This window comes from Clostridium chromiireducens (genome assembly GCF_003575225.1).
GTDB lineage: Bacteria > Bacillota > Clostridia > Clostridiales > Clostridiaceae > Clostridium > Clostridium chromiireducens.
The window spans coordinates 689,166-711,020 of the sequence record NZ_QXDJ01000001.1; the positions used below are offsets into that span (position 1 = coordinate 689,166).

Annotated in this window: 20 protein-coding genes; 1 reads left to right on the forward strand and 19 read right to left on the reverse strand. The window is 30.1% G+C overall.

The genetic code is table 11. The annotated features are described in order from the left end of the window. Positions 1-65 precede the first annotated feature (65 nt). From D2A34_RS02870 to D2A34_RS02895, 6 genes are all read right to left on the reverse strand, one after another. The gene (locus D2A34_RS02870) at positions 66-338 is read right to left on the reverse strand and encodes a hypothetical protein (RefSeq protein ID WP_079441864.1); all 273 of its coding nucleotides are present in this window, start codon (positions 336-338) and stop codon (positions 66-68) included. Positions 339-913: 575 nt separating this feature from the next. Further along, the gene (locus D2A34_RS02875) at positions 914-2,521 is read right to left on the reverse strand and encodes a xylulokinase (protein WP_119365657.1); all 1,608 of its coding nucleotides are present in this window, start codon (positions 2,519-2,521) and stop codon (positions 914-916) included. A gap of 218 nt (positions 2,522-2,739) precedes the next feature. Next, on the reverse strand, positions 2,740-4,731 hold the full coding sequence (gene tkt / locus D2A34_RS02880) for a transketolase (RefSeq protein WP_119365658.1): 1,992 nt from the start codon (positions 4,729-4,731) through the stop codon (positions 2,740-2,742). A 65-nt stretch (positions 4,732-4,796) separates the two neighbouring features. Next, positions 4,797-5,444 (reverse strand): fructose-6-phosphate aldolase, encoded by a 648-nt coding sequence (gene fsa / locus D2A34_RS02885; RefSeq protein WP_079441609.1) that lies wholly within the window; start codon positions 5,442-5,444, stop codon positions 4,797-4,799. Between the two features lie 143 nt (positions 5,445-5,587). Beyond that, a complete protein-coding gene (locus D2A34_RS02890) occupies positions 5,588-6,274 on the reverse strand; it encodes an L-ribulose-5-phosphate 4-epimerase (protein WP_079441608.1) in 687 nt (228 codons plus the stop codon). Positions 6,275-6,408: 134 nt separating this feature from the next. Further along, on the reverse strand, positions 6,409-7,482 hold the full coding sequence (locus D2A34_RS02895) for a GntR family transcriptional regulator (protein WP_079441607.1): 1,074 nt from the start codon (positions 7,480-7,482) through the stop codon (positions 6,409-6,411). A gap of 554 nt (positions 7,483-8,036) precedes the next feature. Here D2A34_RS02895 and araA point away from each other — a divergent pair. Beyond that, positions 8,037-9,503, forward strand: coding sequence for an L-arabinose isomerase (gene araA, locus D2A34_RS02900; protein ID WP_079441606.1), 1,467 nt, complete (start codon positions 8,037-8,039; stop codon positions 9,501-9,503). 215 nt (positions 9,504-9,718) lie between these two features. Here araA and D2A34_RS02905 read toward each other — a convergent pair whose 3' ends face one another. The 13 genes from D2A34_RS02905 to D2A34_RS02965 all read right to left on the reverse strand — a co-directional run bounded on the left by D2A34_RS02905 (position 9,719) and on the right by D2A34_RS02965 (position 21,810). After that, positions 9,719-11,464: a cache domain-containing sensor histidine kinase gene (locus D2A34_RS02905; protein WP_376747023.1), complete on the reverse strand. Its 1,746-nt coding sequence runs from the start codon at positions 11,462-11,464 to the stop codon at positions 9,719-9,721. Between the two features lie 418 nt (positions 11,465-11,882). After that, positions 11,883-12,914, reverse strand: coding sequence for an HD-GYP domain-containing protein (locus D2A34_RS02910; RefSeq protein ID WP_119365659.1), 1,032 nt, complete (start codon positions 12,912-12,914; stop codon positions 11,883-11,885). Between the two features lie 193 nt (positions 12,915-13,107). Then, on the reverse strand, positions 13,108-13,461 hold the full coding sequence (locus tag D2A34_RS02915; RefSeq protein ID WP_119365660.1) for a response regulator: 354 nt from the start codon (positions 13,459-13,461) through the stop codon (positions 13,108-13,110). Positions 13,462-13,534: 73 nt separating this feature from the next. Further along, a complete protein-coding gene (locus D2A34_RS02920) occupies positions 13,535-15,169 on the reverse strand; it encodes a chemotaxis protein CheW (RefSeq protein WP_119365661.1) in 1,635 nt (544 codons plus the stop codon). Next, positions 15,162-15,926 carry a ParA family protein gene (locus D2A34_RS02925; RefSeq protein WP_119365662.1) on the reverse strand — a complete coding sequence of 255 codons (765 nt, stop codon included), beginning with the start codon at positions 15,924-15,926 and terminating at the stop codon, positions 15,162-15,164. The genes D2A34_RS02920 and D2A34_RS02925 overlap by 8 nt, the downstream gene beginning before the upstream one ends. Positions 15,927-15,959: 33 nt before the next feature. Further along, on the reverse strand, positions 15,960-16,187 hold the full coding sequence (locus D2A34_RS02930) for a hypothetical protein (RefSeq protein ID WP_023973177.1): 228 nt from the start codon (positions 16,185-16,187) through the stop codon (positions 15,960-15,962). A 48-nt stretch (positions 16,188-16,235) separates the two neighbouring features. After that, positions 16,236-16,649 (reverse strand): response regulator, encoded by a 414-nt coding sequence (locus D2A34_RS02935; protein WP_119365663.1) that lies wholly within the window; start codon positions 16,647-16,649, stop codon positions 16,236-16,238. A gap of 21 nt (positions 16,650-16,670) precedes the next feature. Continuing rightward, positions 16,671-18,065, reverse strand: coding sequence for an Hpt domain-containing protein (locus D2A34_RS02940; RefSeq protein ID WP_182629298.1), 1,395 nt, complete (start codon positions 18,063-18,065; stop codon positions 16,671-16,673). A gap of 7 nt (positions 18,066-18,072) precedes the next feature. Beyond that, positions 18,073-19,044, reverse strand: a complete 972-nt coding sequence (locus D2A34_RS02945; protein ID WP_182629299.1) for a sensor histidine kinase — start codon at positions 19,042-19,044, stop codon at positions 18,073-18,075. A 10-nt stretch (positions 19,045-19,054) separates the two neighbouring features. Further along, complete coding sequence (locus tag D2A34_RS02950; protein WP_119365666.1) at positions 19,055-20,101, reverse strand: ATP-binding SpoIIE family protein phosphatase; 1,047 nt, start codon at positions 20,099-20,101, stop codon at positions 19,055-19,057. Between the two features lie 33 nt (positions 20,102-20,134). Next, a complete protein-coding gene (locus D2A34_RS02955) occupies positions 20,135-20,533 on the reverse strand; it encodes an anti-sigma regulatory factor (protein ID WP_119365667.1) in 399 nt (132 codons plus the stop codon). After that, positions 20,520-20,936 carry an STAS domain-containing protein gene (locus tag D2A34_RS02960; RefSeq protein WP_119365668.1) on the reverse strand — a complete coding sequence of 139 codons (417 nt, stop codon included), beginning with the start codon at positions 20,934-20,936 and terminating at the stop codon, positions 20,520-20,522. Before D2A34_RS02960 ends, D2A34_RS02955 begins: the two co-directional genes overlap by 14 nt. Before the next feature lie 13 nt (positions 20,937-20,949). Continuing rightward, on the reverse strand, positions 20,950-21,810 hold the full coding sequence (locus D2A34_RS02965) for an STAS domain-containing protein (RefSeq protein WP_119365669.1): 861 nt from the start codon (positions 21,808-21,810) through the stop codon (positions 20,950-20,952). Positions 21,811-21,855 lie beyond the last annotated feature (45 nt).

Here is a 21,855-nt window from a genome sequence, read left to right on the forward strand (position 1 = left end):
ATATATTTATCACCGCGAATCCAACTTCATTAATACGTTTTCATCAAATTCAGTTACATTCATATTTATTTTGACATATTATAAGTTAATTCAAGAATAACTAGTATAGCCATAGCATTAGCATATTTACTACTAATATTGAACTTATAATCCGGATTTTTCTTCTTATAAACCGCTGGTATTCCAAACCCTAGCAAAATTGCTAATCCAAATATAGCCAGTACACCAAAAGATGAAGTAATTATCCCAGAATCAATGGAAATAAAATATAATAATAAGCCAGGAGCTATAAGATAATATAATAATTTGTTACATAAAGTAATGTTCTTTTCATTCATTAAATCCTTCCCCCCATCCTAATAGATATTATTGTTTCATATCGAATTGATATATATTCGCATTATCCGAATATATATCATAGAAAATACATTTTCTCTATATATGCTCTATGATATATATCTTGTAAGTACATCAATATTCTTCTTTCTTACCTCACGAAAACCTCCCAGCTCCTTCTTTATATATCTAATCTGCTTGTACAAGTTAAGCGATAACTTGTTTTTTTAATTTGTATTTCATAAGCATCATTGTAAACTCTTAATGAATTATATCTTTACTAGATAACACTTGTTAATTTGTTGTACGTACTTGATGTTTTTATTATATATCGTTTTCATTAAAATATCAATAGTTTTTGTGAAAATATCTATAGTTTTTCGTTTTTTTTTGTACTACATGTGCAATTATTATTATATAGTATGTACAATACCGTTACATCTCATCATGGTTGTGCATACATCTAATAACAATTTGTATTTATATTAATCAAAATCATTATAACATCCTTTTTCATGGAAAATAAATAATGAAGTTGAGTCCTTTTTATCGGACTCAATCTTCCTGGGTACACTTTCTATCTAAGGCTATCCACCGCTGCTCTTTCAATTGCAAGTCCCTTAGTATAACGTTTGATAAATTCATTAAATCCTTCAACATCCTTTGTATCTGGATCTATTCTTGTACCCATCTTTCCTGCAAATACTTTATTTGTAAGATAATCATCTAATGTTTCATTTTCAACTTTGTTTATCATATAAGACGCAAGTACCGCAATCCCCCATGCTCCGCCTTCTCCTGCTGTTTCCATAACAGAAACTGGCGCATCTATAGCTGCTGCCATAATCTTTTGTCCTACACCCTTAGTTTTAAACAAACCGCCATGACCTAACATTTCATCAACCTTAACGCCTTCCTCTTTAAGAAGAAGATCTAAACCTGTTTTTAGCGCGCCTAATGATGTAAATAAATGCACACGCATGAAATTAGCTAAGTTAAATTTACTTTCTGGTGTACGTACAAATAGTGGACGTCCTTCCTCAAAACCTGTTATATGCTCACCTGAGAAGTAATTATAGGCTAATAAGCCGCCACAATCTGAATCTCCTTCAAGTGCCTTATTATATAAAGTTGCAAATAACTTATTCATATCAACTTCTACGCCAAATGACTCTGCAAATTCTTTAAATAAACCAACCCAAGCATTAAGGTCAGAAGTACAATTATTACAGTGAACCATAGCTACTAGATTACCAGTAGGAGTTGTAACTAAATCTATTTCTTCATACGCTTTTGACAAGTCTTTTTCAAGTACGATCATTGCAAATACAGATGTTCCTGCTGATACATTACCAGTACGCTTTGCAATACTGTTAGTTGCAACCATTCCTGTTCCTGCATCACCTTCTGGTGGGCAGAATGGAATGCCTGGTTTTAATTGTCCTGTAACATCTAAAAGTTTTGCACCTTCTTCAGTAAGTACTCCTGCATTTTCTCCCGCTAACAATACCTTTGGTAAAATATCTCCAAGTTTCCATGAAAAATTCTTAGAAGCGACCAATTCATCAAACTGCTCAATCATATGTGCATTATAGTTCTTTGTATCTATATCAATAGGGAACATTCCAGATGCTTCTCCAACACCTATAACCTTTTCACCTGTTAATTTCCAATGTATATATCCTTCCAAAGTTGTTTGAAAGTCTATATCAGTTACATGTTCTTCTCCATTTAAAATAGCTTGATAAAGGTGCGCAATACTCCATCTTTGCGGAATATGGTAGTTAAACAATTTTGTTAATTCTTCGGATGCTTTTTCAGTAATAGTGTTACGCCATGTACGGAATGGTACTAAAAGCTCTCCGTCTTTATTAAAAGCCATATATCCGTGCATCATAGCGCTGAACCCAATCGCACCTATTGCTTGAATAGTAACTCCATATTTTTCTTTAACATCCTCAGCCATCTTCTTGTAACTATCTTGAACACCAGTCCAGACATCATCTAAACTATAAGTCCAAATATTATTAATATATTGATTCTCCCAATCATGGCTTCCTGAAGCGATTGGTGTATTATCCTCATCGATTAAAACCGCTTTAATTCTAGTTGAACCTAGTTCAATCCCAAGCACTGTTTTACCATTGATGATAGCATCTTTTATATCATTTATTTCTATATTCATAAAAAAACCTCCATTAATATATCTACTTTTTAAATCGTTTACTTACTAAATAATAAATTAATCTACTTTTTAATGAGAGCAAGTCATGCAAATGATTTAAATAAATGCAAAACTTGCCCTCATAATTATATTATCTTCTCTTTATTACACACACACTTTTTCTTAGTTTATATTATTATTATCCGCTTCGCTATATTTATTAGTTTTTTTTATTTAAACTACTTTCCTGCAACTTTAACTGCTTTTTCTACCACATTTTCTACTGTGAATCCAAATTGTTTAAATAATGTTTCTGCATTTCCTGATGCTCCAAAAGTATCTAATGATATAACTTCTCCATCAAGACCTACATATTTGTGCCATCCAAAGCTTGTTAATGCTTCAACTGCAACTCTAGCTCTAACTGATTTTGGCATTACTGATTCTTTGTAAGCTTCGTCTTGAGCTTCGAATAATTCGAATGCAGGCATACTTATAACTCTTGCATCTATTCCTTTAGCTGCTAGTTCATCAGCTGCTTTGTAGATTAATTCCACTTCTGAACCTGATGCCATTAAAAGTACATCTGGAGTTTCTTTCTTAGAATCTTTAAGGATATACCCACCCTTTAAAGCTCTCTTAGCGCATCCGTCATATAGTGGTAACTTTTGTCTTGTTAATACTAATGATGTTGGAGTAGTTCCGTTAGTTACAGCATAATACCAAGCTGCTGCAGTTTCTTTTGAATCTGCTGGTCTAAATACTGTCATGTTTGGCATACTTCTAAGTGCTGCTAATTGTTCTATTGGTTGGTGAGTTGGACCGTCTTCTCCTACACCAATACTGTCATGTGTTAATACATAAGCTATTGGAAGATTCATAAGAGCTGATAATCTCATGGCACCTTTCATGTAATCGCTGAATACAAAGAATGTTGCACAGAATACTTTAAGTCCACCGTGAGCATACATTGCATTGGCTATAGCTGCCATAGCATGTTCTCTAACTCCAAAGTGAAGGTTTTGTCCACTTCTGTCTTCTGCTGAGAAATCTCCTTTTCCAGCCATGTAAGTTTTATTTGAAGGAGCAAGGTCAGCTGATCCTCCAATAAAGTTTGGAATAAGTGCAGCTAATCTGTTTATCATCATTCCTGAAGAATCTCTTGTAGCCATTTCTTTGTCAAAGCTCCAAAGTTCTTCATTATTTAATAATGCTTCTTTATCAATTTCACCGCTCATCCATTTAGCATATTCTGATGCTAATTCTGGATAAGATTTTTCATAGCTACTAAATAATTCATTCCAAGCTGCTTCTTTACCCATACCACTTTCTATATGTGTATCCATATTTGTGTACACTTCGTCTGGTACGTAGAATGCTGGTTCTGTTTTCCAACCTAAGTTTTCTTTCATAGCAAGTACATTTTCAGCTCCTAGAGGCTCACCATGAGCTGAAGCTTTTCCTTGTTTTGCAGGACATCCAAAACCAATTTGATTTTTAACTATTATGATAGATGGTTTTGTAGTTTCTGCTTTAGCAGCTTCTATTGCAGCTTCTATTGCATCTATATCATTTCCATCTGCTATATTTAATACTTGCCATCCATAAGCTTCGTATCTTCTTCCTACATCTTCTCTAAATGCTATATCTGTATGCCCTTCAATTGAAATGTTATTTGAATCGTATAATACAACTAACTTACCAAGACCTAAAGTTCCAGCAAGGGATGATGCTTCTCCTGAAATACCTTCCATAAGACATCCATCTCCAACTATAGCATATGTATAGTGGTCAACTACGCTGTAATCTGGCTTGTTAAATTTTTCTGCAAGATGCGCTTCTGCCATAGCAAAACCTACTGCATTACAGATACCTTGTCCAAGTGGTCCTGTTGTAATTTCAACACCTTTAGTGTGGCCATACTCTGGATGTCCTGGTGTTAAACTTCCGATTTGTCTGAAGTTTTTAATATCTTCAACAGTAACTCCATAACCGAATAAGTGTAATAATGAATATTCAAGCATCGAACCATGTCCTGCTGATAATACAAATCTATCTCTGTTATCCCACTCTGGATTTTTTCCATTATGATTCATTTTTGACCATAATGTAAATGCCATAGTAGCTGAACCAAGAGGTAACCCTGGATGTCCTGAATTTGATTTTTGGATAGCATCTGCTGATAATACTCTTATTGCATTAATAGATAATTTATCTAATTCTCTACTCATTTTCTTCCTCGTTTCCTGGATTTATTTTTATCTAGTTTCATATCTAAATAGTTTTATATTTATTTCTACTTTCCAAATGCTGCTGCCCAGTCAGCTTTGAATTTTTCAAGTCCTTGATCTGTTAATGGATGTTTTACCATTTGTAATATTAAGCTATGAGGAACTGTTGATATGTGAGCTCCTGCTTTTGCTGCTTCAATTACATGGATTGGATTTCTTACGCTTGCTGCTATTATTTCTGTTTCTAATCCATGAATTTCAAATATTTCTGCTATATCTCTAACTAAATCCATACCTATCATTGAAATATCATCTACTCTTCCAAGGAATGGGCTTACATATGTTGCTCCTGCATTTGCTGCAAGTAATGCTTGTGTTGCTGAGAATATTAAAGTCACGTTTGTTTTGATTCCTTCACTAGCTAAAACTTTTGTAGCTTTTAAGCCTTCAACTGTCATTGGGATTTTTACTATCATGTTTTTATGAATTGCTGCTATTTCTCTTCCTTCTTTAATCATTCCTTCAGCATCTTCACTTACAACTTCTCCACTTATTGGTCCATCAACTATTTCTGTTATTTCTTTAATAACTTCATTGAAGTCTCTTCCTTCTTTTGCTACTAGTGATGGGTTAGTTGTAACACCACAGATAACTCCCATTTCATTTGCTTCTTTAATGTGTTCTACGTTTGCTGTGTCTAAAAAAAATCTCATTTCCTTAACATCTCCTCTTTATATATTTTGTTTGTCATTATATAACAAACTATTGCTTGCACTTAAGAGAATTTCAAAATAGGAGTTCCAATCATAATTTTGAAATTCTCCTCCAAAATATAATAGGTTTATACCATACTATCTTATTGACCATAATATGCATTCGCACCATGTTTTCTAAGATAGTGTTTATCTAAAAGATGCTGCTTGACACCCTTTACATCTTTATTTAAAGTTATTGTCTTATATGCCATTTCAGCAACTTTATCTAGTACTACTGCGTTGTAAACTGCTGAATTAGCATCTTTTCCCCAAGCGAAAGGACCATGATTTTTAACAACAATAGCCGGAATTTCTAATGGATCTTTTTCTCCAATAGTTTCAACTATTACATTTCCTGTTTCTTTTTCATATTCTCCGCTAATTTCTTCATCTGTTAAGTCACGAGTACAAGGAATATCCCCATAAAAATAATCTGCATGAGTTGTACCAAAAGCTGGTACAGACATTCCTGCTTGAGCAAAAGTTGTTGCCCAATCTGAATGAGTATGAACAACGCCTCCAACATTAGGGTAGGTTTTATACATAACTAAATGAGTTGGAGTATCTGTTGAAGGTTTATACTTTCCTTCTACAACATTTCCTTCTAAGTCTACAACTACCATGTCTTCTGGTTTCATAGTATCATAATCAACACCACTTGGTTTTATGACTACTAATCCAGTTTCTCTATCGATCTCACTAACATTTCCCCAAGTATAGATTACAAGACCTTTTCTTTGAAGTTCCATATTAGCTTCATAAACTTTTTCTTTTAATTTCTCTAACATTTAAACACCCCTACTTCCTTGTTGTATATATGTACGTACAAGCGCACATAAAAAAAATACTTTATTGTATATATCATTAAAATTCATCTTTGCTTCAGTTACTTCAAATCAAGTCACTAAAGCAAAGATAAAATTTAAACTCTATAGCAAGAATCCCTAACTATAAGTTCTGCATTGTATGTATATTGAGGTTTATCTATTCTTCCCTCAATCATATCTATAATACATTTAGCAGCTCTTATTCCCATGTCTTCTTTTGGATGCTTTATTGTTGTAAGTTTAATATCTGATGAAACTGCTAAACTAGAATCATCGAAACTTACTATTGATAAATCTTTTGGTATTTTTATATTTTCTCTTCTGCAATTATCTATTACCTTCAAGGCAACTTTATCATTATAGCAAACAATTGCAGTTGGTTTTTCTTCAAGATTTAAAATCTTCTTTGTAAACTGATCTATATACATTTCTTGATTATCAGTTATGTATTCCCCTACTATGCTTTTGTTAAAACTCAAATCATATTCTTTAAGAGCCTTTATATAGCCTCTTCTCCTTTTTTCCCCTTGTAAATCATCTGCTTTAAATAATGCAGCTATATTCCTATGACCAAGTTCTAATAAGTAATTTGTCAACTTATATCCGCCTTGTTCATCATCAACTACAATATATGCAGAATTTTCTTCATCACAGTTGGCATTTATTGCAATATATTTTATATTGTTCTTTTCTAGTTTCTTAATGCTGTCATGATGCAGATTATTTATTGTACTTTGTGCAGGTTCAACTATTAATCCTGCTATATCTTGGTTTATGATATCCTCAAAACATTTTCTTTCGTTTTGAATGTCGTTATTACTATTAAATAATAATAAATTATATCCCTTGCGTCTTAATTCTTCCTCTATACCTGATATAATTTTAGGAAAAATATAGTCTGATATATAAGTTGTAAGAACGGCAACATTTTTTTTAATTTCATTACCTTTTTTATTAGAGTAAAAACTTCCTTTTCCTCTTTCTTTATATATCCAGCCTTCTTGCACCAAATAAGTAAGAGCTTGTCTTACTGTATGCCTACTTACATTGAATAAGTTGGCTATTTCATTTTCAGAAGGTAATTGGTCTCCTGCTGAAACCTTGTTTTCTTCTATCAGGCTGATATAATAATTTTCAATTAGTTCATGCTTTGTTTCAGCTTCTTTCATCTTTCTCAACTACTTTCATCAAATTACTATGCAACAACTTCTTAAGAATAATCTACAAATTAATTCTTCTAAAATAATCTCTTAAGGGTTGTACGCACTTGATGATTTGATTATATATCTATTCCTTATATATATCAATAGTTTTTTCTAAATTTATTTAGGTTTTAAACTTAATGCACATCATCTACTTTCATAATTTTTATCTTAATCCTAAATGATAATTTTACTGTAAACGTGTCCTTACCTAATTTAGGACATAATAATATTTGTCTGGAAAAAAAAATATTAATTTTTTTTAATTTTACATCTTGTATGTACAACGTTATTGTATTATAATAAGCTTGTACATACAATAAGGCTTGTTTGTACTCATGAAAAGGTATACTGAAATTAGATAAGTATTTTTATTTATCCGATAGCTAGCATTCGTAGCATTCCACAATAGATGAACTGGAAGATAACGGCTGCACGCTCATGGATAAGTTCAACTAAATTTAGCTGGAGCTAAAACTCCACCCAAAAGGTTTCACTTTATATATTAGGAGGAATGTTAAATGTTAAAAGTAAAAAATTATGAATTTTGGTTTGTTACAGGAAGTCAACCTCTATATGGTCCTGAAGTAATAGATCAAGTATCTGATAACTCAAAGATAATCGTTGAAGGATTAAATACCAAAGATCTACCTTATAAAATTGTATTTAAAACAGTTGCTACTGATTCTCCTTCAATCAGAAAAGTATGTAATGATGCTAATAACGATGAGAACTGTGCTGGTATAATTACTTGGATGCATACATTCTCACCAGCAAAAATGTGGATTCATGGTTTAACTGAACTTAGAAAGCCATTACTTCATCTTCATACTCAATTTAACAAAGAAATTCCTTGGGGAACAATTGATATGGACTTCATGAACTTAAACCAAGCAGCTCATGGAGATAGAGAATTTGGATATATTGGAGCTAGACTTGATATAGCTCGTAAAATAGTAGTTGGTCACTGGACAGATTCTTCTGTTGCTGCTGATATAGCTAAATGGATGGCTCCTGCAGTAGCATTTACCGAAGGACGTAGCATTAAAGTGGCTCGTTTCGGAGATAACATGAGAGATGTTGCCGTTACTGATGGTGATAGAATTGAAGCTCAAATTAAGTTTGGTTGGACAGTTGATTATTATGGAGTTGGTGACCTAGTTAAATCAATGGAGAAAGTTACTGAAGGTCAAATCGATGAACTTATGGCTGAATATTCTAAATTATATGATATAGATCCTAAAGCTCCTATAGACTCTATCCGTGAACAAGCTAAAATCGAAATTGGGCTAAGAACTTTCTTAGATGCAAAAGGATATACAGCTTTCACAACTAACTTCCAAGCACTTCATGGAATGAAACAACTTCCTGGTCTTGCTGCTCAACATTTAATGGCTGAAGGTTATGGCTTTGGTGCTGAAGGAGATTGGAAGACTGCTGCACTTCTTAGAGCTATGAAAATCATGGCAGGCGGAAAAGGCACTGGTTTAATGGAAGATTACACTTATAATATGGATTCAGAAAATGGATTAATTCTTGGAGCACATATGCTTGAAATATGCCCAACACTTGCTGCAACAAAACCAGTAATTGAAGTGCACCCACTTGGAATTGGAGATAAAGAAGATCCAGCTCGTTTAGTATTTAAAGGTGCTTCCGGTCCTGCTGTTGCTGCTTCATTAATAGATATGGGTAACAGATTCCGTTTAATAGTTAATAGTGTTGATTGTGTTGAAGTGACTGAAGATATGCCAAACTTACCAGTAGCAAGCGTTCTTTGGAAACCACAACCATCATTAAAAGAAGGCGCTAAAGCATGGATCATGGCTGGTGGAGCTCACCATACTAGTTTCTCATTCATAGTTGATGAAGAACAATTATTAGATTGGGCTGATCTGGTTGGAATCGAATGTGTAGTAATAAATAATGATACTAAACTTTCAACATTTAAAAATGAATTAAAATTTTCTAGCACTGCTTGGAAATAATTGTTAAATGCTTATAACTTATTTATATAGATATAATAGTAAATCTTAGTTATTAATTTTAGAATATGCAAATCGTTATATTTCTAAAAACAAGTATCCTCACTATTAATTCTAAGATTTACTATTCCCCCTCATTAATTAAAATAAAAAAGATAAAGTCTGCTCCCCAGACTTTATCTTTTTTTCACAACAATATTTATATAGGCGTTAAATTTTTAGCTAAACTCAACTATTGGATGCTTAAGCTCAACAATTGTACCTTCCTCATAAATACTTTTATAGGTCAATCCATATTCCTCACCATAAATAAGCTTTATTCTTGCATTTACATTAAAAATCCCGTAACCTATTTCATTTTTCTTTTCGAATCCACTTTTCAACATACAATTTATTTTATTTAATTTTTCTTCCTCTATTCCCTTTCCATTATCAACTACAGTAAAACATAATGAATTATTCTCAATTTTACCTGTAATAAAAATTTTTCCATTTCCCCTTTTTTCTTTTATTCCGTGATAAATTGCATTTTCTACCAAAGGCTGTAATATCAGTTTTATCAACTTATAATTTAACATATTTTCATCAAAGTTAATTTCATAATCTAACTTATCTTCATATCTTATCTTTTGAATTGTAAGGTAGCTTTGCACATGGCTTAGCTCTTCTTTAACGCTTATTATTTCCTTTCCCTTACTCAAACTTATCCTTAATAGATTAGTAAATGCTTCAATTATTTCTACTATATTATCTTCCTTGTGTTCTTCTGCCATCCATCTTATTGTATCGAGTGTATTATACATAAAGTGTGGTTTTATTTGTGCTTGCAGAACATTCATTTCTGCAATCCGCTTATTTTTTTCTTCTATTTGAACTAAGTTTATTAGGTTATCTATTTCTTTTACCATTGTATTAAATGAATTACCAAGCTCACCAATTTCATCATTATATTTTGCATTAAACGAAACTGTCAACTCACCTTCTTGAGCTTTCCTCATAAGTTTTTTTAATTTTCGAATTGGATTGACTATAGATCTTGTAAAAATAATAACTAAAATTTGAGCTATTACTAATGCTAAAATCGCTACGGCAAGCGAATAGTATCTTGTATACTTAATTACCTGTAAGCTTTCACTTTCTGGGAACACCCCAACAGTTTCCCACCCTGTATATTGTGAATCTACCTTTGTTAACTGATAATTTTCTCCATTTATATTTTTTATAATTTTTTCATCATTGTTATTTTCAATCCATTCTGTTTTAATCTTATACACTATATTATTTACAGGCGTGTATACTATTTCTTTATTATTATCCATAATATAAATAAATCCTGCTGTTCCCGGTTTTGAATTTTCAATAATGTTTTTAATAGCATCTAATTTTATATCAATGAGAATCACGCCTTTTGTTTCCCCAGTAGATTGATCAATAACTGCCTTAGATACTGAGAAAACTTCATCTGCTGAATACCTAAAAATGTTATCAATATTCCGTCCTATCGGTTTAGTAAATAGGTGTATATTCTCCGGCTTATTGCATGCCTTAGAATACCAGTCTTCGTTAGTTAAGGAATCTCTTGATACTTTATTCATAACATCGCTTATATAACCACCGTTATTATTCACTACCATTATCCCAGCTATTTCCGGATTAAATTTTATAAAATTATAAATTGACTTATATGCTTCATCTTCCATATCATTATTTTCTGGCTTATTATCATTTAAGAACTTTATTATTCTAGGATCACATGACATGTAATTAATAATATTCTCAGTAATTTTAACATAAGATTCTATATTGCTATTTATTTGCTTTATTATTTGATTTGTATTTTCATTTTGTGAGAAATTAATTGAATTTTTATATAATAAATTTCCTAGAGTAGTTATTGTGATAGTCACAACCAAAATTACTCCAAAAAAATAAAATATAAGCTTGTCCCCTATACTCTTATTCATAAAATATCTCTTTATGTTCTTCAATTAGATCTCCCCCCAATGAACTCGCTAAACTTATAATGTAAAATATTACGACATTACACTCACCGAAATACTAATCATTCTTTTATTCCAGTTTTTAAGAAATTTTTACAAGTGTATTTTCCCTAATATAAACCAAATATAGTATTGCCTGTCTATATTTATACTTTTATTTTACTATTAATCAAATATATATTCTACTCTTATAAAATCAATAATTTTGTTTTTTATCAAGTTGATCTACCAAATCTAAAATCTCCATTCCTATACATCACAACAAGTATAGGCATATATTATCACAAAGCCCTCAATTCTCAAACTTATAAAAGTTGAAGATCAAGGGCTTATTCAATATTTAGTTTACATTTATCTATCCATTTATTTTTTTATGTTTAAATTAAACAAAAATATTTACTATACTTAAATTGTTCTCTTTTGACATATCAATAAGTTCATTATTAACTTTTATTATAGGATTCATCAAATCATTAGGCGATATATATACAATTTCACCTATTCTACCATCTTCAAGCATTGCATTCATCCCTATATAATATGGATATATATTTTCTAAAAGGCTAAAAATGATAGAAACATCATATTGTTTTACACCTTCAACCATAAACATTTCGAAAGCTTTAAATGGGGTTGTGCCTTTTTTATAAACCCTATTTGAAGTCATAGCATCAAATGTATCTGCTACTGAAACAATCTTTGCGATTAATGTAATATCCGTTCCATTTACACCAAATGGATATCCAGATCCATCAGCTCTTTCGTGATGCATAAGTACTGCGTCTTTTATATTTTTACTCAAATTATTATTCTGATTAACTAAATCATATCCCCAAATAGTATGCTTTTTAATTTCATAAAATTCTTCATTTGTCAATTTGCCTGGCTTATTTAAAATCTCAAGATCTATTTTTATCTTTCCAATATCATGAAGAAGTCCAGATTGAATAGCTTCTCTTATTAAGTCCAAAGATAAATTCATCCACTTTGCTATAAGCATTGAATATATTCCTACATTTATGCAGTGTGTATAAGTATATTCGTCTGATTTTTTTAAAGAATTAAGACATTCTATTATAACATTAGGTTCATCTAAATACTTAACTATAGACTCTGATATCTGCATAACTTCATTTGTAGAAGTTAATTTGTTTATTAATTTTTTAATCATATTAATATTTAACTTATAATCAGTTTTGAAATTTTCTCTAGTATTATCATACCTATTTAGATAATCATTGTTCTCTAAAACAAATATGTAAATGCTATATTCCCCTAAACTAATTAACTTATCAATAATATACGAATTCAATACTGTATTCTTTGAAACTAATTTAGAACCATTGCATATTACATCCTCAGCTAAAAGCATACCTGGTTTGCACTTAAATATTTCCATCTTTTCTTTTCTCATTCTGTTTCCCTCTATCCAATTTCATACACTTTACATCTTGCTTATTTTCAATTAATAGACATAGTCAGATTTTATGTAACTGTTTAGTATAAATATATTTTCTTACGATACAAAAATATATTTATATGTTATATATAGTAGTCTTTAATTCTATATACAATGGCATTTATTAGTTATCTTCGCACTTAAAATCTTATATCTTACTTAATGATTTAATAACATTTTCTTCTTTAAAAGGTTTCACTATAAAACCTTTAGCGCCATTCATTATTGATTCTCTAACAATAGATTCTTGACCCATTGCTGATATCATAACAACCTTAGCATTTGAATCTATTTTTTTTATTTCTGTTAATGCTTGAACACCATCCATTTCTGGCATTGTAATATCCATAGTTACTATATCTGGTGATAACATCTTATATTTATTAATCGCTTCAATTCCATTTTCAGCATCACCTATAACTTCAAATCCATTTCTTTCAAGAATCTCCTTTAAAGAAAGTCTCATATATACTGCATCATCAACAATTAAAACCTTTTTCATTTCATTTTTCCCCTTTAATAAAAATACTTTTTTAATTTAAAATTAATACTATATAAATAAAGTTTATACCATTTTACATGAAATTAAAAATTTCATCCAAATTTAAATAAAGGACAATTCGGCTGCCATCATTAAGGTTTATGATTCCATCTATACATCTTTTATTATTCTCGGAATTTAAACCATCAGGATACTTTTGAAATATATCCTTTGAAAGACTCAAAACTTCTGATGCGGAATCAATGCGAATTCCCGCTTTTTTATTCTTTATTCTAACTATTAAAATTTTACAATTAGAATCGTTATCCTGGAAATCCAAACCGAAAAATCTTCTCAGATTTATCATTGGAATCATATCTCCTCTTAAATTTACCAATCCTTCAACGAAATTTTCTTCATTTGGAAAGCCCGTGATTTTACTGATTGTATTTATTTCTTCAACAAAATCAATTCTAATTCCATATTCTTCATTTTCTATTTTGAAAATCACAATACTTTCTGTTGTTTTTTTAGAAACCGACAGGTCTTTATCAAGGTTATTTAAAACCTCTTCTTTATTATTAACCTTGAAATTGCATTGCAATTCCTTTAAATCCATAAGATTATTTGGATCTAATACTGTAACTACCCTTTTACCATTATCTATATTTGCAAACTCTTTCACTATTTCCACAGCAATATTTCCAACAACTTGTGAGGGCTTTAATAAATCTTTTTTATAGATCAGTTTTACTTCTGAGACTTTATCAACGATTACCCCATAAGCTAAAGTTCCTATATCAACTATTAGAATACTTCCATCCTCGTTTATTCTTTCACTATTCATATTTATAATTTTAGAAAGATTTATTACTCCTATGAGTTCATCTCTTAATGAAATAACACCTTCTATACAGCTAGAAACATTTGGTGGTTTTGCAATCTTTGGAATTCTGATAATTTCTTTGACTTCAGATATATGAAATGCATACTCAACACCATTTATACTGAAAATTATCAGTTGAGTACTTTCCTCATTCTCAGTGATAAAAGCTGATATTTTTCGATGTTCTTGTTTATGTACACTTGTTAAACTTCCTCCAAGGCCATTTATATTTACAATGCTTTGTGCATCCATAATCATAATTAGCCTTTTTCCGTTTTCAATCATTATAAAGCCATCAATGCATCCTTCTTTAGTATCATTACTATTTTCACATATTAATTTTATATATGATTTATGGATATCTAAAACTTGTAAAACTTTATCAACAATTATTCCTACAACACACCCATTAAACTCCATAACTATAATTCTGCTATTATCGTTATGTTCACTTTGAGATATGTTGTATCTCTTATGAATATCAATTATGGTGACAAGCTCTCCTCTTAGATTACATAAACCTTCAATATGCATAGAATTTGGTACTTTCTTAACTTCTGGCACCCTAATTATCTCTTTTACGTTGATTAATTCTATTGCGTATTCCTCATTGTTAAGCATAAAAACGATATACTTAGCTTTATTAATAGTTTCATCAATTTCACTTTTATCAAATCTTTCAATTACGTCACTTAAATTTTCTTCACTAATATCTTTATCTTTTTCAGATATAAGCTTTTTAGAATTATGCATTTTTATTGCCTTTTGTTTTTTTTGATTGATTTCATGTTTTATTTTATCAATACTATTTATTACCTCTTTATTCACTTTGCTTCTAGGCATTTCTGCTTACCAACCTTTCAACTATCTTAAAAAATTGTTTTGCAGAATCTTTATCATATTCATATACGGTCTTCCCTAATTTTCCAGCTTCTGTGATCTTCACTCTCCTGTTGATTGGATCAGTCATAGAGTTATTTTCTAAAAACAATTCCTCAAGCAACTCCATATTCTCCCTAGATTCACTTGTTCTTTGATCATACATATTAGGCACTATTAACTCTATCATCTCTGGATCCAATCTTAAATCAGATAGATACTCATATATATTTCCAATGGCTCTAACAGATGCTGATTCTACTTGAACCGGAACTATAATTTTATCAATAAAACATAAAACAGCATCATTAACCTTGCTTCGCTGAGGACCACAATCAATGATAACATAGTTATAATTCATATTATCTATTCCTTTTAGTCTCTCTTTTAAGATCAAATCAATTCTTGCTTCCCTATAAAATTCTGTATTTATAATATCTATGCGCCTTGATGGAAGTAAATCCAAATTCTCTCTTGCATTAATAATACACTCTGAAAGTTCTATACACTCTCTCTTATTGATTAAATCATAAAATGTCTTTTTATAGTCTTGATCATAAATTCCGAGAAATAAACTCGAATCATTTTGTCCATCCAAATCTATTAATAATACTTTATTCCCTAAAAGGGCAAGTCCATGTGCAATATGTACAGAAATTGTACTTTTCCCTACGCCGCCTTTATTATTGAGTACAGCATATTTTAAAGGTTCATTAACCATAATAACCTCCTTGCAAAAATATACTTATTAAAATTAATATTCCGGATAAAAAATCATAAAATACATTTGAATACCATCACCTGTTAACTCAACACCTAAATATCCATCGCACAGCAAAGTATGAATTCTTTTTCTAATTTCTTCTATCCTGCATTTAATATCGTTTTGTAATACTATTTTATGAATTTCTGCCAATGTATACATTTCTGTATCACTAGTTTTTAATAATTTTAATAAATCTTCATCATCAAACTGAGTCATATTTCTTCTCCTTTATGCTCTGCAATTGATTTTTATTTTTTTATTATTCTATTTTGATACAAGACCTCTTATGGACTCTCTCCATCTTTCTAACTTCTGTATAGAATAATCTATAATTTCAATAATATATTCAATGCTTTTAAAAGGTTTAAGAATATAATCATTTGCTCCAAATTCTAAAGATTGTATTGTTATTTCCATTGTTGAATATCCAGTCATCATTATTACTTGTGTCAATGCATCATAAGCTTTAGCTGCTTTCAAAAGATCTATACCATTCATATTAGGCATTACAATATCAGTAATTACAATATGCAACTTATTGTTTTTTATCATTTCTAGTGCTTCTACTGAATCATTGCACGTCTCTACATTATATCCTTCAAGTATAAGATTCTTTTTTAATGATAATAAAATCTCTTCTTCATCATCTATTATTAGTATTTTATATTCTTTCTTCATAACTTTATATACCTCTCCTTATTATTTTTTTAGAAGTAAAGCTGCGTTTATTTCATCATTACATTGCTTGATATTATTAAAGTCTCTTATTGCTTCAAATATATTGTACAATCTTTTTTTATATTTTCCGCCGTTGATAATAATCAGCTCAACACCTTCTTCTTTCAAGAAATTATTAACTTTAATAATTTTTTTAATTTCATCACTTTCGAGTATTTCTACTTTACTTACATCAAGAAATACATATCTAAAGATTTTTTTATTGAGTTTACTAGATATATTATCTAATCTCTCTATATTTTCTTTATCTATTTGAAGTTCAAGGTATTTAAAAATTATTTTATTCTTAAAATTATAATATATATTATAAATTAAACATTCATATAAACTATGAGTGCTATGAAATAATTCTATAGGCACATTATTATCTATCATGGATACCTGAACATTTAGAAATCCACTCATTTCTTTAATCAGTAATAATACCTCTTCGCTAATCTCGTCGAATTCTAAAATATTTTCAATTTTTCTAGTTAAGTTATTTACATTATTCTTTGCTTCTTGACTCCAAGAAACATTCCTATAATATTTTTCTATTGATAAAAAACTGTTTATTAACTCAAATAAAACATCTATCTTTTCAACACAGTCTTTTAATTCTTGTTTGGATGATATTTCATTAGTCACATTAGTAACCTTAATTTTTTTAACAAATGGAATATCTAATTTATTAAACAATTGTTCACTATCAAGATTTGTTTTAAATAAACATTCATATTCATAAACCGGATCCGCAACATCCATTGATATCATAAAATCCACATTTGGATACGAGTAACATATATTTCCACTTTCATTCATTGAATTAATAATCATAAATCTTGTTATTGATTGCATTATATCTTCAACATCAAATACTATATTTATAAAATATGTCTGTGAAAATTCACCATTATCCTCCTTATGCGTGTTTACTACAATACTTGGTTGCTCTTCCTTTATATCTTCAAAATTTTTCTTTAAACTATTTATTAGTTCATCCATGTTTACTTCAATATCTAAAGTATTGTTTATTATGTCATAATCCATATCATTATTTTTATGTTGCCTGCGAAAACGAAATAATTCTACAAGCTTGTCTATAGAATTAAAGCAAAGGTTAGAATTGTCCGTATTAAATTCTAAATTTCCATCACGCACATGGTTTAAAATATCTTCTAATTTATGAGCTAGACTTGAAATCTCATTAAATTCTACAGCTGCTGAACTACCTTTAATTGTATGAATACATCTAAAAAGGGTGTTAAGTTCTTCCATCGAAAATGACTTTTCTAAACTTATCATACATCTTTCTGCTTCTTCTAAATTTTCACTAGTTTCTTCAAAATAAACTTCTAACAATTCATTTTGATTCATATTTTTATCATCTCCCCTTAGGAAATACAAGTGTGAACTCTGTCCCCTCATTTTCAGTACTCATTACTTTAATACTTCCCCCATGCTCTTTCATAATTCCATGCACTATAGATAATCCGAGTCCTGTTCCCCCCTCCTCTTGATGAGTAGTGAAAAATGGATTAAAAATCATATCTAAATGTTCCTTTTTTATTCCACAACCATTGTCCTTTATGGAAATATTAAAATTATCTTTATCTTCTGATGTAAATATAACAATTTGACCATTTTCTTCTCTTTTAAATTTTATTGCTTTAATTGAATTTAAAAATAAGTTAATTAGAACTTGCTCTACTTTCTGCTTTGATGCATTAATTTCGTATCCTACTTGCGAAACTTTATTCAGAAATATTATCTTATTCTTTGTTAGTTCAACCTTAACTAATTTGTAAGCTTCTTCTATACATTCATTTATATTTATTTTCTCATAAAATAACTTTTCTTCCTTCGCAAAAGCCTTAAGTGCACTTATTATTTCCATAATTCTTTCTGTTCCTTTGTACATTGAATTCATAACACTCGGAATATCACTTACAATAGATGCATAAAAATTTCCTTCATCTACACTTATTTTCTTTTCTAATAATCTCCAATATTTTTGTAAAAGCTCTATATTTGCTCTTATATATGTATTAGGATTATTGATTTCATGAGCTATTCCTGCAATAAGCTGGCCTAGGGATGCTAATTTATCAGCTTGAATAAGCGCATTTTCCTGCATTTTAATTTTTTCTAATTGTTCTTTGTTAGAACTCTTAAGTTTGGCCAAAAAATCATTTTTCTCTTTATCATTAATCAGCATATCTTTATTTAAATCTTCAAAAGCTTGTAAAATATTTAGTACTTCGTGATTGGTCTCAATAAGTTCCTTTGTCAAATTCCCAACTTGTTCCTCTAACTCAATGTTTCTTCTAATTAAATATTCTTTCTCTTCACTCATATAACATCCTCTAAATAACTGCCACCAAGACAGTCGCATCATCATTATCTTTTGCAAAATCCCTAAAAATCATATTAGAAAGCACCGCTGGATTATGTGTTGGTATACATGAGTACTCATCATATTCCCATTTGTTAGATATACCATCTGTGTTCATGACTATAATTCCTCCATTTTCATATGAGCTTTGCTGCACATTAACTTTCGTATTAAAAGAAACTCCTAAAGTACCATTAGTAGCTATAAATTTTTTGTCTTTGTTGTTTATAATGTATCTTAGCTGAACATTACCAATACTTCCATATTCAAATGTTTTTCTCTCTTTATCAATTATACATATACCAATTACTGCTCCTCTTGTATATTTCATTCCCGAATCAATACTATAAAGTAATTCTTTTAATGGTTTATAATTGTTTTCCTCCAAAAGTTCCTTTGCTTTAATTGCAGCTTTATTAGCCTCTGTTCCGTGTCCTAACCCATCTATAAGTGCAAGAATAACTTTATTATTAAATTCTTTAATGTAATATAAATCTCCATTTACCTTACATCCAATATAAGGTCTACTCATCACACTTATTTTCACTTCTTTATTACCTATATCTAAACTGCTTTTAAGCCATTTATGCGTTACTACTATAGTTCCAATGCCATTATTTTCAAGCAAATGCCCATATCCGATATGCTTTCCTAAATTAATGCCTGTTCTAGAATAAATTTCAAAACTATCCATTAATCTTTTAATTGCTCCAAGGCCTCCTCCCATTGTACCCTTTGTAGATATTCCATCTTTTATAACTTCATCTACATTAATAATACCTGGTCCTTTATCCTCAGATATAATTTCAATTCCATTCTTTCCGTTCATCTCTATTTTCTTAAATATTATCTTACCTTCAATTGAATGATGCTTTATTAAATTTGTACAAAGTTCATTAACTACAATAGATATCTCACCTATTTCAATACTAGAAAATCCAATTTCTTTGCTTTTTTCTGCTATGTATCTTCTAACTTGACCTATATCCCAATCGTTTCTTATTTCAAATATCTCCATCTAAATATTTCACCATGCGAAATCAAATAAATATCATAACCATTTTTTTATTATGATTTCTGTTCCCTTCCCTAATATTGAAGTTACGTAAAATTCATCCATCAGCCTTTTACTTCCTGACATTCCAAGCCCCATACTTCGGCCTTTAGAATATCCACCCTGCATTGCAAATTCTACATCTTCAATTCCAGGTCCATTGTCTCTAAAAGAAATTTTCAGTCCATGTTTTCTTCCTTCAAAAATTTCTTCAAATAAAACATTCCCTTTTTGTGCATATAGAAATATATTTCTTGCGAGTTCACTAACAGCAGTAATAATTCTTGTTTGATCTACAATTCCGAATTCTAGAAGTTTGGATACTTCTCTTGCCTTTTGCCTAGCAATGACTATATCATTTTCATACTCAATAGAAATTTCACTACATATCATCATTTCTCACTTTCATCAATTCATCTTTAAAAACTTCCTGAATTGCATTTGATTTTATTATATTCTCTAACATCTCTATTCCAGTTTCAACATTCATTGAAGTAGTAATTCCATCTATATTAAATCCCATCTCTACAAGAGTTATAGCCACGTTGGGCTTCATGCCTACAAGGACTGTTTCTGCACCTAATAATCTAATCATAGCTGACATATCAGCTATAATTTTGCCTAGATACGAATCCACCATATCTAATACTGAGATGTCTATTAAAACACCCCCCACTTTATTTTCGTAAACCTTATTAAGTATATCAGATTGTAGTTCAATAGCTGATTTATCTGTTAAATCACTATCAAGTGACACAATTAAAAATTTTTTTATTTTTATAATTGGAATTTTTCCCATGACTACTCTCCATTTAAATACTATTTATTTCTTTAACAACTTTATAACTACACATTTCCATCGCTAGTTTTATTCCATCTTCCATAATTGCCCTTGTTATAATTCCTGATAAATCAACACCTAAATGTACTACAGTTTGAGCTATTACAGGGCTAATTCCTGTAATTATTATCTCTGCACCAATAAGCTTTGTGGCTGCCGCTGTTTTTATTAGATGATTTGCAACTAACGTATCCACAGTTCCAACACCTGTAATATCAACAATGGCTACTTTTGAAGATGTATTAACTATAGTTTCTAGTAATTTCTCCATTACTAGCTGTGTCCTCTTACTATCTAGTGTTCCTATAAGTGGTACTGCTAATATTCCATCCCATATTTTTATTACAGGGGTAGATAACTCCATCATATCTTCTTGTTGCACTTTAATAATTTCTTCTCTTTCATGCACAAAATAATTGAATGAGTGCAAACCAATCTTATCTAATATATCCGATACCCTAAGAATTTCTTTGTTTAATAAGTCTTGAGAATCCTTATAGCAGTCTTGAAGAAATTCGAATACAATCCTCTTTAAAGAATAAATAAAATTAGTTGCTACAGTTGGAGTCTGTCCTCTTGTAGCCATTTTTTTAGAAAATTCTTCAACTATCCGACTCGCTTCCATAAGTTCTCCATTCTCCCAGTTTATCTCACTATTTAACTGCAGCATTGTCAGAAAAGTATTAAAAATCTTTCTTCCCATTTCTTCTATTTCTTTTTCTCTAAAAATTCCATTGCCTATGAGTTTGTGCGAATTTAATTCATGTAGCCATTTTTCTAAAATTTTTTCTCTACTTTCTATAATTTTAGCATTCTGATTCATATTATTCATAATTTTCCCTTCCTTCTAAATCATTCTAATTCATTATGTACTTAT